This window comes from Microbispora hainanensis, assembly GCF_036186745.1.
Taxonomy (GTDB): Bacteria; Actinomycetota; Actinomycetes; order Streptosporangiales; family Streptosporangiaceae; genus Microbispora.
In genome coordinates this window covers 7936493-7951176 of the sequence record NZ_CP108086.1, presented here as the reverse complement: position 1 = coordinate 7951176, position 14684 = coordinate 7936493, and the positions used below count along the sequence as shown (strand labels likewise).

Annotated in this window: 11 protein-coding genes; 5 read left to right on the top strand and 6 right to left on the bottom strand. The window is 72.7% G+C overall.

The window, feature by feature from the left end:
- Positions 1 to 114: 114 nt before the first annotated feature.
- The gene (locus OHB01_RS36115) at positions 115 to 1386 is read right to left on the bottom strand and encodes a DUF5685 family protein (RefSeq protein WP_328710459.1); all 1272 of its coding nucleotides are present in this window, start codon (positions 1384 to 1386) and stop codon (positions 115 to 117) included.
- A 114-nt stretch (positions 1387 to 1500) separates the two neighbouring features.
- On the opposite strand from OHB01_RS36115, the gene OHB01_RS36110 reads away from it, so the two are divergent.
- Positions 1501 to 2265 (top strand): enoyl-CoA hydratase/isomerase family protein, encoded by a 765-nt coding sequence (locus OHB01_RS36110; RefSeq protein ID WP_328710458.1) that lies wholly within the window; start codon positions 1501 to 1503, stop codon positions 2263 to 2265.
- Positions 2266 to 2396: 131 nt separating this feature from the next.
- A complete protein-coding gene (locus OHB01_RS36105) occupies positions 2397 to 2900 on the top strand; it encodes a hypothetical protein (protein WP_142650392.1) in 504 nt (167 codons plus the stop codon).
- Between the two features lie 69 nt (positions 2901 to 2969).
- Here the strand turns inward: OHB01_RS36105 and OHB01_RS36100 are convergent, their stop codons facing one another.
- A complete protein-coding gene (locus OHB01_RS36100; protein WP_328854592.1) occupies positions 2970 to 3290 on the bottom strand; it encodes a hypothetical protein in 321 nt (106 codons plus the stop codon).
- A 269-nt stretch (positions 3291 to 3559) separates the two neighbouring features.
- On the opposite strand from OHB01_RS36100, the gene OHB01_RS36095 reads away from it, so the two are divergent.
- Positions 3560 to 8884, top strand: coding sequence for a non-ribosomal peptide synthetase/MFS transporter (locus OHB01_RS36095; protein WP_142650394.1), 5325 nt, complete (start codon positions 3560 to 3562; stop codon positions 8882 to 8884).
- 7 nt (positions 8885 to 8891) lie between these two features.
- On the opposite strand, the gene OHB01_RS36090 is transcribed toward OHB01_RS36095, so the two are convergent.
- On the bottom strand, positions 8892 to 9752 hold the full coding sequence (locus OHB01_RS36090) for a phosphotransferase enzyme family protein (RefSeq protein WP_142650395.1): 861 nt from the start codon (positions 9750 to 9752) through the stop codon (positions 8892 to 8894).
- Between the two features lie 25 nt (positions 9753 to 9777).
- On the bottom strand, positions 9778 to 11151 hold the full coding sequence (glgC, locus tag OHB01_RS36085; RefSeq protein WP_260617430.1) for a glucose-1-phosphate adenylyltransferase: 1374 nt from the start codon (positions 11149 to 11151) through the stop codon (positions 9778 to 9780).
- Here glgC and glgA point away from each other — a divergent pair.
- A complete protein-coding gene (glgA, locus tag OHB01_RS36080; RefSeq protein ID WP_142650396.1) occupies positions 11089 to 12279 on the top strand; it encodes a glycogen synthase in 1191 nt (396 codons plus the stop codon). The genes glgC and glgA overlap by 63 nt on opposite strands.
- On the opposite strand, the gene OHB01_RS36075 is transcribed toward glgA, so the two are convergent.
- A complete protein-coding gene (locus OHB01_RS36075; protein WP_142650397.1) occupies positions 12257 to 13297 on the bottom strand; it encodes an alcohol dehydrogenase catalytic domain-containing protein in 1041 nt (346 codons plus the stop codon). The two genes, glgA and OHB01_RS36075, sit on opposite strands and share 23 nt — an antisense overlap.
- A gap of 58 nt (positions 13298 to 13355) precedes the next feature.
- On the opposite strand from OHB01_RS36075, the gene pgeF reads away from it, so the two are divergent.
- On the top strand, positions 13356 to 14045 hold the full coding sequence (gene pgeF / locus OHB01_RS36070; RefSeq protein ID WP_142650435.1) for a peptidoglycan editing factor PgeF: 690 nt from the start codon (positions 13356 to 13358) through the stop codon (positions 14043 to 14045).
- A gap of 134 nt (positions 14046 to 14179) precedes the next feature.
- On the opposite strand, the gene OHB01_RS36065 is transcribed toward pgeF, so the two are convergent.
- Complete coding sequence (locus OHB01_RS36065) at positions 14180 to 14638, bottom strand: MarR family winged helix-turn-helix transcriptional regulator (protein ID WP_205830802.1); 459 nt, start codon at positions 14636 to 14638, stop codon at positions 14180 to 14182.
- Between the last annotated feature and the right edge of the window lie 46 nt (positions 14639 to 14684).

Sequence of the window (14684 nt, the reverse complement as noted above, 5' to 3'; positions counted from 1 at the left end):
GTCCCTCCCTGTTCACCGCGACGACCACGACCGGCTTCCACGGCCGCACGAGTCATGCGGTTCCCTACGACCGCCTCCTGGGCACGGACGGCCCGGCCGCGCCCGCGTGAGCCGTCAGGCGCCGCAGTCGCAGCAGCAGCCGTCACCACAGCAGCAGTTGTCCCCGCAGCAGCAATTGTCCCCGCAGCAGCAGCCGTCGCCCGAGCAGCAGTCGGAGCATGACGAGCAGCAGTCGGCGCAGTCACAGCAGTCCGAGCAGTCGGGGCAGTCGCAATCGCCGCACCAGCAGCGCTCGCTCCACGGCGCACCCCGATATTCGCTCCACGGCGGGCGGTAGAGCCCGCAGGTCAGGAAGACCCCCATCCCGGCCAACGCGGTCAGCGCGATCCCCGGGCGGTCGCCGGGACCCCTGGGGGAGCCGCCGGGCGGGGCGTCGGGCGGCGTGGGGGAGGCGTCCCCGGCCGCCATGCGGTGTGTGCCACAGGCGGCGTGGGCACGCGTCCCGAACGCCCGGTCGACGGCACGCCGGGTCTCGTCGCACAGCAGCGCCTCGACCAGGTGCCGCTCCTCCAGTTCGAGGTCGCGTACGGCCAGGCGCAGCCCGTGCAGCGCCTCCTCGCACACGCGCCGGGCCTCGGCGGGCGAGGCGCCGGTCGCGTCAAGCGGGTTGTACGCCCCGCGGGCCCGGTCCTCGGCGAGGTCCTCGACCGCGTCGATCACATGCGCGATCCGGCCGAAGAAACGGCCGGCCTCACGCAGGCTCTCCACGTTGCCCGGCCGGCCGGCGAGCACGGCGGTGTGCGCGAAGGCCGCGGCCACGGCGGTCTCGGTGGGCTCGGTGACGTCGAGCAGGCCGCGCCCGGGGGACGACTCCAGCAGCACCTGGCGGGCGGAGACCTCGGTCAGCACGGCCGTGTCGAAGCCGATCGACTCCGCGCCGCGCCGGGCGGCCGAGGCCCAGGCCGAGGCCATGGCGCGCAGGGGGAGTCCGGCCACGCGCCGGGCCGCGATCCCGTCGCCGTCGGACGCGTGGTCGCGGATCTTGCCCGAGGCGAGGGCCAGCGAGACCACGGCCGCCAGGCGGGCGCCCGGGTCGTCCGACGGCACCACCTCCGCCCGCTGGAAGCCGCGCAGCGCGCAGGGCCCGGCGGTCCGCCGGTTCTGCGACAGGTCCCCCGTCTGTGCCCGTGTCTGGGCCCGTGTCTGGGCCCGCGTCTGTGCTTCGGTCAGGACCGACAGGATGAGGCCGTCGTAGTTGGTCGCCATCCGGGCCGGCTGCCCGTGCCGGTCGCGCAGCGTCAGACAGAGCCCGCACAGGTGCGCGCGCCAGGCCGCGTGGACGGACGGGCAGGAGTGGCGGGCACACGGCCGGAGGATCCCGAACACCGAGAGACTCCTTGGGGGGAAGGCGTACGGGATCGTCCCGCTGCGCGGCGATTATGCCATCACGCGTCGGGACCCCGCTGGCGCAGCGGGACGGGCGAACCGGACAATCGAGAGATGGAAGTTACCGACGGGTTCGACCTGACCCTCGACGAGCACGTCGCCACCCTCACCTTCGACCGGCCCGCCAAGCGCAACGCCGTGACGGCCGCCATGTGGCGGGCGCTGCCGGGCATCCTCGCGGACCTCGCCGCCGACGCGAAGGTACGCGTCCTCGTCCTCACCGGAGCGGGCGGAACTTTCTGTTCCGGTGCCGATATTTCGGAAATTCATGAGCTTGGCGATAACGAGGATGACACCGGTCTCACCGTTGTCGCAGAGCACGCGCTCATGACCTTTCCGAAACCCGTGATCGCGATGATCGAGGGATACTGCGTCGGCGGCGGATGCCAGCTCGCGCTCGCCTGTGATCTGCGCGTCGCGGCGGACGGGGCCCGCTTCGGCGTCACTCCGGCCAAGCTCGGGATCGTCTATCCGCTCAGCTCCACGCGGCGGCTCGCGGAGATCGCCGGACCCGCCACGGCGAAGCTCCTGCTCTTCTCGGCGGAGCTCATCGGCGCAGATCACGCCTTGCGCACCGGCCTCGTCGACGAGGTCTGCCGTCCGGAGGACCTCCGCGAGCGCGTGTACGGCCTGGCGGCCACGATGGCCGGCCGGTCCCGGCTGACGCTGGCGGCGGCCAAGCAGATCATCGACGGCCGGGCCGGGGAGGCCGAGGTGCGCGCCTGGCAGCGGGAGGCCCGGGAGAGTGGCGAAATGGCCGAAGGTGTCCGGGCATATCGGGAGGGGCGTTCCCCTGGATTCTCTTGGGATGCAAAATAGGCATAAACGGGACTCGCAGTGGTAATGACCCTGTGAGGTGTGAGATGTCGCAGAATCTATTCGCCAGGTTCGCTCGCTGGCTGGGACTTGACAGGAATCCGCTTCGGCGCCGGTGCGACCGGGTCGAAGCGGTGGTTCGGCTTGTCGCGGTGCTGGGGATCGTGGCCGCGATCGTGTTCGGCGTGATGCTGGGCATGCGCGAGTACGGCAAGGGCCTGAAGACGGAGGCCGAGCAGGCGCGCACGCGGCATCAGGTCGTCGCCACACTGACGGGCAACGTGACGACGCCCCGGCTGTCGGTGGCCGGAGCGGCGGTCGGGCATGCCCAGGCCACCTGGGTGGCCCCCAACGGCACGGTGAGAGCCGGTGTCATCGAGGTCTCGCCCAACAGGAACGCGGGAGAGACCGTGCGCATCTGGACCGACGACAAGGGCGTGATCACGCCCCGGCCACAGGACCGGGAGACCACGGTGGTCGCCGCGCTGACCGTCGGCACGGGCATCCCGCTGGCCGCGACCGCGATCCTCGCGCTGCTGGTGACCTGCACCCGCCTCCTCAACCAGCGCAGGGCCCGCCGGGTATGGGAGGCCCAGTGGACCGTGGTCGAGCCCATGTGGCGGATCAACGGCCGCTGACCGGACTCACGCCACAGGCTTCACGACTCAGAGCTCGCGACTCAGGGCTCGCGACTCAGGGCTCGCGACTCAGGGCTCAGCGGTTGCCTGAAGAAGGTGCCGACGGGCCCGGCTCCACGTGTCCTCGAACTCGGCCGAGGTCAGCGCGTGGGGCTCGTATCCCTCCCACTCCTGCACAGGACTCTCGGCGGTCAGGCCGTAGGTCGCCTCGTACCGGCTGATCCGCCCCTCCTCATAGGCCTGTTGCCATTCCTCCAGCGACGCCGCGGCGACGGGGACGCCGCTCGGTCCGCTGAGCTCGATCTGGCGGGTCACCCAGCCGCCGGCATCCACCTCGAAGTAGAACCAGATGTCCTCTTCGTCCGAATAGGCGCGGAACCAGTGCGTCATGGCGTCATGGTGCCGCATCCGAGGATCCGGCCGGCCCGATCCACAGGTCTCCGGGGTGAAAGTTTCAGCGACACGGCGTGCGGCGAGCGCTGGTCGTCCCGGAAACCGGACGGACCATCGTCGGCTACGCCCAGGCGCGGTGCCGCCAACGTAAAGTGACGCATAACGTCCAGATGACCAAATGTCGCCTATGTGATTAACGCCGAAACAAAGATCGTTTCACTGCGTGCGTGACTGTCCGCCTGTACGCCATCGAAGGGCCGTGTCACATGTCTGTGGCTGACCTGTCAGACGCCAAGCGAGAACTGCTCCGACGCAGACTGCGGGCCCGCTCCGCACGCGACTCCATTCCCCGGCGCCCGGAGGGCGTCGAACCCCCGATGTCCCCGGCCCAGGAACCGCTGTGGTTCATGGAGCAGTTCACGCCGGGCACCACCACCTACACCCTGGTGCTCGCCGTACGGCTGCCTGAGCCGCTGGACGAGGACCGGCTGGCCCACGCACTGGCCGCGCTGCCGGCCCGGCACGAGGGCCTGCGCCAGCGGTTCACGGCGACCGAGGAGGGCGCGCCCGCCGTCCACGTCGTGGACACGGCGGAGGTGCCGCTGAACCGCACCACGGCGGCCACCGACGAGGAGGCGATCGCGCTCATCGGCGCCGAGACCGCCATCCCGCTCGACCTCGCCGAGGGCCCGCTGCTCAAGTGCGTCGTCGTCAGCAAGGCCGAGGACGAGCACATCGTCGCCCTGCTCGTGCACCACATCGTGGCCGACGGCCAGTCGCTGCACCTGCTCATGCGCGACCTGCTCGCGCTCTGGCACGGCGAGGAGCCGCCCGCGCCCGCCGTACGCTTCGGCGACGTCGCCGTGTGGCAGCGTGCGCGGTCCGTGGACCGCGAGCTGGACTACTGGCGCGGGGAGCTGGCCGGGCTGCCGCGCCTCGAACTCCTCACGGACCGGCCCCGCCCGGCGCTGCAGACACTCGACGGCGCGACCCACGTGCGCCTCCTCCCGCCTGATCTGATGGACGGCGTCGCCGCGCTGAGCCGCGACCACGGCGCGAGCACGTTCATGACCCTGCTGGCCGCCTACCAGGTCCTGCTCTCCCGGCTGACCGGCCAGGACGACTTCGCGGTCGGCGTGCCGGTGGCCGGGCGGAGCAGACCGGAGTTCGAGAACGTTGTGGGCATGTTCGTCAACATGCTGGCGATACGGGCCCGGCTGGACGGCGAGCCGACGTTCGCCGAGCTGCTGGCCCGCACCAGGAGCACGGTCCTCGCCGCGCTCGATCACGAGGAGCTGCCCTTCGCCCAGCTCGTCGAGGCCCTCGGCGTGCCCCGGGACACCAGCAGGCCGCCCCTGATCGACACGATCTGCTCGATGAACGAGTTCTCCCCGGGCGACGGCATCGAGGTCCTCCCGCTGGCCCCCGTGTCGGCCAGGCACGACGTGGAGCTGTACGCCGCGCCCACCGGAGACGGGGGCCTGAACTGCGCGTTCACCTACCGGCCCGAGCTGTTCCGCGAGGACACGATCGCCCGGATGGCCGGGCACCTCGAAGACCTGCTGCGCGCGATCGTGCGCGACCCGCACGTCCCGATCGGCCGGCTGCCGCTGACGGGCGACGACGCGCTGATCGCCGGCTGGAACGCGACCGGCGCGGACTACCCGGACACGGCCACCCTGCACGGCCTGATCGAGGAGCAGGTCGCCCGCACCCCCGAGGCCGTCGCGGTGACCTTCGCCGGGCGGTCGTGGACCTACCGGCAGCTCGACGAGCGCGCCAACCGGATCGCGCACCGCCTCACGGGGCTCGGCGTGCGGCCGGGCGGCCTGGTCGCGGTCTGCGCCGAACGCTCGCTCGACCTGGTCGCCGCCCTGCTCGGCGTGCTCAAGACCGGCGCGGCGTACGTGCCGCTCGACCCCGGCTATCCCGCCGACCGGCTGGCGTTCATGCTGGCGGACTCGGGCGCGCCCGTCGTGCTGACCCAGCAGGACCTGGCCGAACGGCTGGCCACCGGCGGCGCCGTCATCCTGCCGCTCGACCTGGACGCCGTATGGGACGGGCTGCCGGCGACCCCGCCCGAGGCGAGGGGCGAGCCCGGCACGGCCGCGTACATGATCTACACCTCCGGGTCCACCGGCCGGCCGAAGGGCGTGCCCAACAGCCACCGCGGCATCGTCAACCGGCTCGACTGGATGCAGAAACGGTTCCGGCTCACCGACGCCGACGTGGTGCTGCAGAAGACCCCGGCCGGGTTCGACGTCTCGGTGTGGGAGTTCTTCTGGCCGCTGCTCACCGGCGCGCGGCTCGTGCTGGCCGAGCCCGGAGGCCACCGCGACCCGGCCTACCTGCGTGATCTGATCAATGCCGAGCGGGTGACCGTCCTGCACTTCGTGCCGTCCATGCTCGGCGCGTTCCTCGCCGAGGAGGGCGTGGAGACCTGCACCTCGCCGCGCGTCATCGTGTGCAGCGGGGAGGAGCTGCCCGTCGACCTGGCCGAGCGCTGCCTGCGCACGCTCCCGGCCGAGCTGCACAACCTGTACGGCCCCACGGAGGCGGCCATCGACGTCTCCGCCTGGCAGTGCACACTGCCCGCGCTGGCGGGCCGGGCGCGGGTGCCGATCGGCTCGCCCATCCAGAACATCACGCTGCACGTGCTCGACCGCCACGGCGAGCCCGTGCCCGTGGGGGTGCCCGGCGAGCTGTACATCGGCGGCGTGGGCGTCGCGCTCGGCTACCACGCCCGCCCGGAGCTGACCGCCGAGCGCTTCGCCGGAGGCCGCTACCGCACCGGCGACGCGGCCCGCCGGCTGCCGGACGGCACGATCGAGTTCCTGGGCCGCCTCGACGGCCAGGTCAAGCTGCGCGGCCTGCGCATCGAGCTCGGCGAGATCGAGGCCGTGCTCCGCGAGAAGGCCGGGGTGCGGGACGCCGCGGTGATCGTGCGCGAGGACGTGCCCGGCGACCCCCGGCTGGTCGCCTACCTCGTGGGCGACGACGTGCCCGAGCCGGCCCAGGTGCGCGCGGCGATCAGGGGCACGCTGCCGGAATACATGCTGCCGTCGATGTTCGTCGTGCTCGACGCCCTTCCGCTCACGCCGAACGGCAAGCTCGACCGGGCCGCCCTGCCCGTCCCGCAGGCGCAGGCCGACGTGCCGTACGCCGAGCCGGAGACCGAGACCGAGCGGGCCGTCGCGGCAGTCTGGGCCGACGTGCTGGCGGCCGAGCGGGTCGGGGCCGACGACGACTTCTTCGATCTCGGCGGCCACTCGCTGCTCGCCGTCCAGGTCGTCGCGAAGCTCCGCAGGGCCCTGCCCGCCGGGTCGGCGCAGGTCGGGCTGGTGGACATCTTCACCTACCGGACCGTGCGCGAGCTGGCGGCCTACGCCGGATCCGGCGAGGACCGCCCGCGCCCGCTGCTCCAGCGGCTCACCCCGGCGCGTACGGCGAGCGTCACCTACGTGTGCGTGCCGTACGGGTCGGGCAGCGCCGTGGTCTACCAGCCGCTGGCCGACGCCCTGCCGGCGGACCAGGCGCTGTACGCGCTCGCGATCCCGGGCCACGACGTGGGCCTGGACGAGGAGCCGATGGAGTTCGGCGAGCTGGCCGCCCGCGCCACCGAGGAGATCCTCGCCATCGAGGGTCCTCTGGTGATCTACGGCCACTGCGGGGTCGGCGCCGCGCTCGCGGTCGAGCTGGCCACCCGGGTCGAGGCGGCGGGCCGTGAGGTGGACGCCGTCTACGCCGGGGCGATCTTCCCGTTCGCCCGGCCGCGCGGGCTCATGCGGGCGCTGTCGAGAATCGGGGAGTTCGACCGCCTCCGCAGCAGCCAGACCGACATCAACCGCCTCAAGGCCCGCGGCGTGGACCTGGAGGAGCTCGATCCGGGCGTGGCCGACCGCATCATCCGCACGATGCGCCACGACTCGAAGGCCGCGGAGAAATACTTCACCGGGCTGTTCGACGCGCCGGACCGGCCACGGTTACGCGCGCCGATCATCTCGGTGGTCGGCGAGCGCGACCCCGCCACCGACTTCTACACCGAGCGCTACCGCGAGTGGGGCTTCCTCACCGACGTCACCGCGCTGGTCGTCCTGGACGAGGGCGGCCACTACTTCCTGCGCTACCGCGCGGAGGAACTGGCCGCCGCCCTGCGCACCCACACCCACATGGAGGTCTCCGACCGCTCGGCCAACCCCTCGTGGTGGGTGCACGCGGTCTCACGCGGCTCCGACGCGCCCGGCCCGGACGCACCCAAGGTACGGCCCGGCATGGGCCGCTTCCTCACGATCTCCGCCGGGCAGCAGCTCTCGATGATCGGCTCGGCGCTCACCGGGTGGGCCCTGCCGCTGACCGTCCTCATGGACTCCGGTTCGATCGGGCAGTTCTCCACGCTGGCCGTGCTCAACCTGGCCGGGCTGCTGATCTCACCGCTGGCCGGGGCGATCGTCGACCGGGCCGACCGGCGGCGCGTGATGCTGTGGGCCGACTGCGCCTCGGCCGGAATCCAGGCCGTGCTGGCCGCGCTGCTCCTCTTCGGCGACATCCGGATCTGGCAGATCTACCTGCTGATCGTCGCTCTATCGGTGGCGGCGAGCTTCCAGCGGCTGGCCTACCAGTCGGCGGTGCCGCAGCTCGTCCCCAAGCACTACCTCGGCCACGCCATCGGCGTCACCCAGATGACCAACGGCGTCGCGCAGCTCGTCGTCCCCCTCGTCGCGGCCGGGCTGCTGGCCTGGATCGGGCTCGGCGGCATCGTGGCGATCGACGTGGCGAGCTACGCGTTCGCCATCGTCACGGTGCTGCTGGTCCGCTTCCCCGACACGCTGCCCTGGCGGCCGCGCGAGCCGCTGAGCACGGAGATCGCCAAGGGCTTCACGTACACGTGGCACGACCGGGGCCTGCGCTCGACGCTGGTGTTCTTCGCCGTGCTCAACGTGTTCCTGTCGCCGCTGCTCCTGCTGGTCTCGCCGCTGGTGCTGTCCTTCGCCACGCTGAGGGACGTCAGCGTGATCTCGCTGGTGTCGGGGCTCGGCGTGCTGCTCGGCGGGCTGACCATGTCGCTGTGGGGCGGCCCGCGCCGCGGGCGGTTCCGCGGTGTGCTGGCCTTCGCCGTGGCCATCGCGGCGGGCGCCGTCGTCACCGGCCTCGCCCCATCGCTCGTCGTGGTCGGCGCGGGGGCGTTCGCGCTGTCCTACTTCCTCACGCTGATGAACGGCATCTACGTCACGATCGTGCAGATCAAGGTGCCCGCGCGGTTCCACGGGCGGGTCTTCGCGCTCAACACGCTGGTCGCCTGGTCGACGCTGCCCATCGGCATCGGCCTGGTCGCGCCGCTCGGCACCGCGCTGTTCGACCCGCTGCTGGCCCCGGGAGGGGCGCTCGCCTCGACCGTGGGCGCCGTGATCGGGGTGGGCCCCGGCCGTGGGATCGCCTTCCTCTATCTGGTGTGCGCGCTGGGCATGATCCTCGTGGCGGCGGGCGCCCTGCGGGTGAGGCGGCTGGCCCGCCTCGACACCGAGATGCCGGACGCGCCGCCCGACGACCTCGTCGGTGTCGAGGCCATCCGGAGCCGCGCCGCCTCGAACTAGCCGCGAACTAGAGGCGCCGGGTCAGCGCGCCGAGGTTGGCCTCGACCCAGCGGAGCCGGGCGAGCGTGCCGGTGGGCTCGTCTCGCCCGGCTCCGCCGAGGAAGGCCAGATAGCCGCGCACCCAGCCGCCGAAGACCCAGGGCTCCGCAGGGATGTCGCCGCCGGCTTTGCGATAGCCGCTCACGGCGGCGTCGAACCGGTCGAAATCGACGCTCCCGTCGAGGCGGGCCGCCCAGTCGAGGGCCATGCCCGCGGCCTCCTGCTCGGCGACGTACGGACCGGCGGTGTCCCAGTCGATGATCGCCAGGCTGCCGTCGAACCGGAGCAGGGCGTTCTTCGGGTGCAGGTCGCCGTGCGACATGGTCAGGGTGCCCGCGCCGGACGGCCGCGCCGTCGCGGCTTCGAGGCCGGCCGGCCCCCACGCCGGATCCCCGGCCGGGTGGCCGCCGGGGCCGGAGGGGTCCGCCCGGGGTGGTTCCTGGGGAGCGACGGCACGACCGGCCGCGTGGACGGCGGCCACCAGCTCGCCCATCGCGGCCGACAGCTCGGGGCTGAGATCGCCGAGGGCGGGCGCCTTCCCGTCGAGCCAGCGGTGCACCCGCACCGAGCCGTCCCCGATCGGGACGACGTACGCCCCCGTCGCGGGCGACGGGACCGGCTCGGGCACCGGGATGCCCGCCCGCCAGGCCGCGACCTCGATCTCCACGGCGGGCGCGGCCGACGGGGGCAGCCGCTTCACGGCGTACGCGCCGGTGATCGTGTCGAGCCGCCACACCTCGTTGTGGTAGTAGCCGGCCACCCGCAGCCCGCGGGTCACCGCCAGGCCGAGGCCGAACGCGTCACAGACCACGCCGATATCGAGATCCATCCCCGCATTCTGCCCCGCCCGGGGCTCAGCGGTCGACGATCTCGTTCTTCCCGATCACGACCACACCGCTGCGGGTCACCGCGAAACGCTGGCGGTCGTACTCCAGGTCGAAGCCGATCCGGGCGCCGTCGGGGATGACCACGTTCTTGTCGATGATGGCCTTGCGCACGATCGCGCCCCTGCCGATCTTGACCGAGCCCATCAGCACCGAGTCTTCGACGTGCGAGTGGGAGTGCAGCACCACGCCGGGGGACAGGATCGAGCGCACCGCGGTGCCGCCCGACACGATCACCCCGGGCGACACGAGCGACTCCAGCGCGTGCCCCACCCGGTCGCCCTCGTTGTGCACGAACTTCGCCGGCGGCAGCGGGTCGTTGCCGGTGTAGATCGGCCACCGGTCGTTGTAGAGGTTGAAGACCGGCTGCACCGAGATGAGGTCCATGTTGGCCTCGTAGTAGGCGTCGAGCGTGCCCACGTCGCGCCAGTAGCCGCGGTCGCGCTCGGTCGAGCCGGGCACCACGTTGTTCGCGAAGTCGTACACCTCGGCGCCGCCGCTCTTGACGAACATCGGGATGATGTTGCCGCCGAGGTCGTGCCTGCTGCCGGGGTCGAGGGCGTCCTCGCGCAGGGCCTCGATGAGGGCCTGGGTCTTGAAGACGTAGTTGCCCATCGAGGCGAAGATCTGGTCGGGCGCGTCGGGCAGGCCCACCGCGTCCTTCGGCTTCTCGCGGAACGCGACGATCCGGCGGCCGGAGGGGTCGGCCTCGATGACCCCGAACTGGTCGGCCAGTTCGAGGGGCTGGCGGATCGCGGCGACGGTCACGTCCGCGCCCGAGTCGACGTGCTGGTCGACCATCTGGCGGGGATCCATCCGATAGATGTGGTCCGCGCCGAAGACGATCACGTGATCGGGCATCTCGTCGTAGATCAGGTTGAGGTTCTGGAACAGCGCGTCCGCCGATCCGGCGAACCAGCGCGGCCCGAGCCGCTGCTGCGCGGGCACGGGAGTCACGTAGTTGCCGAGCATCGACGACAGCCGCCACGTCCGGGAGATGTGCCGGTCCAGGCTGTGGTTCTTGTACTGCGTCAGCACCACGATCTGCCAGTAGTGCGCGTTGGCCAGGTTCGACAGCACGAAGTCGATGAGCCGGTAGATGCCCCCGAAGGGCACGGCGGGCTTGGCCCGGTCCGCGGTCAGCGGCATGAGCCGCTTGCCTTCACCACCAGCGAGCACGATCGCCAGGACCTTCATAGGCAGGACCTTAACCCGCGAAATGGCTAACAAACACCAGTTACACCGGCAAACAGCGCGGATCGGGACTCTAAGCTCACTCGTATGCGTGTCGATCTGCTGAGCCGCGAGTATCCGCCCGAGGTGTACGGCGGCGCCGGAGTCCATGTCGAATACCTCGCGCGGGAGCTCCGCCGGCTGGCCGACGTGCGCGTCCGCTGCTTCGGCGCTCCGCGCGAGGAGCCCGGCGTGCGGGCCTATCCGGTGCCCGGGGGGCTGTCGGGCGCGAACGCCGCACTCCAGGTGCTCGGGGTCGACGTCGAGATGGCGGCCGGCTGCGAGGGCGCCGACGTCGTGCACAGCCACACCTGGTATGCCAACTTCGCCGGCCATGTCGCCAAGATGCTGTACGGCGTGCCGCACGTGATGACCACGCACAGCCTGGAGCCGCTGCGGCCGTGGAAGGCCGAGCAGCTCGGCGGCGGATACACGCTCTCGTCGTGGGCGGAGCGGACCGCGCTCCACGCCGCCGACGCGATCATCGCGGTGTCCGAGGGCATGCGCCGCGACGTGCTCACCGCATATCCCGAAATATCGCCCGATCGGGTGCGGGTGATCCACAACGGCATCGACACCGAGGAGTACGCGCCGTCCCGGGGCGCCGAGGCCCTGGTGAAGCACGGCATCGACCCGGCCGTGCCGTACGTCGTCTTCGTGGGGCGGATCACCCGGCAGAAGGGCCTGGTGCACCTGCTCCACGCGGCCCGGTCGTTCGACCCGGCGGCGCAGCTCGTGCTGTGCGCGGGCGCGCCCGACACGCCGGAGATCGCCGAGGAGGTCACGGCGCTCGTACGCGAGCTGTCGGCCTCCCGCAAGGGCGTGGTGTGGATCTCCGAGATGCTGCCCAGGCCCGAGGTGATCCAGATCCTCACGCACGCCACCGTGTTCGTGTGCCCGTCGGTGTACGAGCCGATGGGCATCGTGAATCTGGAGGCGATGGCGTGCGAGACCGCCGTCGTGGCGACCGCGACCGGAGGCATCCCCGAGGTCGTCGCCGACGGCGAGACGGGCCTGCTCGTCCCGATCGACCAGGGCGCGGACGGCGAGCCGCACGACCCGGAGGTGTTCGCCGCGGCGCTGGCCGAGCGGGTGAACGCGGTGCTCGGCGACCCGCGCCTGGCCGCCGCGATGGGCGAGGCCGGGCGCGTGCGCGCGATCGAGCACTTCTCCTGGCGGCGGATCGCCGAACGCACTCACGAGCTCTACGCGTCGCTCAGCCGGACGAGCTCGGGATGATCATGGTGACGCCCGGATGCGCGCCCGGCCGGGTCAGCGCGTCCGGCGCGTCGTCCAGGCCGATGGTGCGGGTGACCAGCAGGCCGGGGCGGAGCACGCCGGCCGCGATCAGCTCCAGCATCGGAGGATAGGCGTGGGCGGCCATGCCGTGGCTGCCCACCAGCTCCAGCTCGTGCGCGATGACCCGGCCCATCGGCAGGGACGTCTCCCCGGGGAGCAGGCCCACCTGCACGTGGCGGCCCCGCCTGCGCAGGCCGCCGATCGACGCGGCGCAGGTGGCGGCGGCGCCCAGCGCGTCGAGGGAGACGTCGGCGCCGCCCCCGGTGGCCGTCCTGACCCGCGCGGCGGTCCCCTCGGGACCGTCGCCCGCCAGGACGCACTCGGCCGCGCCGAACCGCTTGGCCAGGTCGAGCGCGCCGGGGGAGACGTCCACCGCGACGACCCGCGCCCCCACGGCCACCCCGATCATCACGGCGGACAGCCCGACCCCCCCGCAGCCGTGCACGGCGAGCCACTGGCCCGCCCGCACCCGCCCCTGCTCGACGACCGCGCGGAACGCGGTGGCGAAGCGGCAGCCCAGGCTCGCCGCCGTCGTGAACGCCATGCCGTCCGGCAGCCGCACGAGGTTCACGTCGGCGTGGCCGATCGCCACCAGCTCGGCGAACGACCCCCAGTGGGTGAAGCCGGGCTGCGTCTGGCGCTCGCACACCTGCTGGTTGCCGGTCGTGCACTCGCGGCAGCTCCCGCAGGCGCAGATGAACGGCACCATCACCCGGTCGCCCGGCCGCCAGTCGCGCACCCCCGGCCCGGCGGACTCGACCACACCCGCCAGCTCGTGCCCCGGCACGTGCGGCAGCACGGTGATGTCCGCGTCGTGGCCCATCCACCCGTGCCAGTCGCTGCGGCACGCCCCGGTCGCCTCGACCCTGATCACGACGCCGTCCGGCGGCGCCACCGGGTCCGCCACCTCGCGCACCTCGGCCCGCCCGCCGAACTCCTCGTACACAACCGCGCGCATGTCACGCTCCTTTCCCGGGTCGTACGCTAATCGGGTGATTGTGATCGATCGGGTGCGGATGGCCTTCACCGACCGGCACGGCGGCGTGAGCACCGGGCCGTACGGCACGCGCAACCTCGGCGGGGCGGTGGGGGACGACCCGGCGGCGGTCGCCGAGAACCGGGCGAAGACGGCCGCGGAGTTCGGGCTCGACCGCGTGGTCTTCATGCGCCAGGTCCACGGGACCGACGTCGCCTACGTGGAGGAGCCGTTCGGGGAGGAGCCGCCCGCGCTGGACGCGGTGTTCACCGACCGTCCCGGGCTCGGCCTGGCGGTCCTGGTCGCCGACTGCGCGCCCGTGCTCGTGGCCGACCCGGTGGCCGGCCTGGTCGGCGGCGCGCACTCCGGGCGGCCGGGCACCGAGGCGGGCGTGGTGCCCGCCCTGGTCGAGGCGATGGCCGCGCGGGGCGCCCGGCCGGAGCGGATGACGGCCGTGATCGGGCCGTCGGCCTGCGGCCTGTGCTACGAGGTGCCGGAGGACCTGTGCGAGCGCGTCGCCGCCCGCGTGCCCGAGACCCGGTCGCGGACCCGGCAGGGCACGCCCGCGCTCGACATCCGGGCCGGGATCGCGGCCCAGCTCGCCCGGGCCGGCGTCGCCGACGTCCGGCACGACGACCGCTGCACGATCGAGACCGCCGGCCTCTACTCCTACCGCCGGGAGCGGCGCACCGGGCGCTTCGCCGGCTACGTCTGGCTCACCGCCCCCTGAGCCGCCCCTGAGCCCGCCCCGCCGCGGCCCCACAGCCGCTTCGCCGCTCGAAGCCGGTCCGCCGCCGCTTCGCCGCGAAGACCGCGCCGCCGTCGGAGACCGTCCGCGACCGCCGCGCGGCCTCCGGAGGGAGCTCAGGCCCGGGCCCGCGGCTCCAGCCCGGCGTACGCCTTCCTGAGCAGCGCGTGGAGGGTCGCCCGCTCGTCCTCGTCCAGGGCGGCCAGCAGGTCGTCGCGCACCTCTGCGGCCTCGCGCAGGGCCGCCTCCAGCGTGGCCCGGCCCTCGGGGCTGACGGCCACCCGGTAGCGCCGCCGGTCGTCGGGGTCGCGCTCGCGCTCCACGAGGCCGAGCGGCACGAGCGTGTCCATCACCGCCACGAGGTCGCTGGGGTCGATGCCCAGCCGGGCGCCGAGCTCGCGCTGGGACGCCGGGCCGAAGTCGCGCAGCGCGGCCAGCACGGCCATGTCCCACAGGCCGATGCCGTGCGCGCGGAGCCGGTCGCCCATGCGGCGCCGTCCGGCGATGCCCACCTTCGAGAGCAGGAACGCGGTGATCCCGAGCAGGGACGGGGGAAGTTGCGGCACGTCGCTCACGGGAGCAGGATAGGACATATCCAATCGTTGGTGCCTACCAAGGGAT